The 388-nt window shown below is 51.5% G+C and carries 1 protein-coding gene; it reads left to right on the top strand.

Annotated elements, in window-relative coordinates; translation table 11 throughout:
• Positions 1–388: hypothetical protein (locus AC1D0P_RS31390; protein WP_477680297.1), on the top strand; the 388-nt coding region annotated here is incomplete at both ends.

The following is a 388-nucleotide window of genomic DNA, read 5'->3' as shown; positions in this document are numbered from 1 at the left end:
GTGGACAACTGCTGAGACCGAAGGTACTTAATATCTCGCCCTATTTGGGAGACCATGCGTTGCTTTCCAAAACAGTATCCATCATCGCCGCGAATTGGTGGGTCTATTTATTCTTTGTGGTGATTTTGCTGGTGCTTAGCGCTCTCAGTGACGCTGGCGTGATCGGATCCGGTAACAACGCGGGCACCGGGATATTATGGCTGTTCTTTGCCCGTTATGTGCATCGCACAGCATTGTTCGGCGCAAAATTCACCGATCGCGATGCTGCTAAAACCTACGATCGCGGTTTTGTCGGTTTCGTGCTAAAGGGACTTGCGCTGACATTCGTACCGATGATTTTTGCGATCCCGATCCTGATCTGGACTCGATCCGGCTCGCAGAATGGCCC

This window comes from Polaromonas sp. P1_G2, from assembly GCF_056405515.1.
This window is presented reverse-complemented; position numbering and strand designations above follow the sequence as displayed.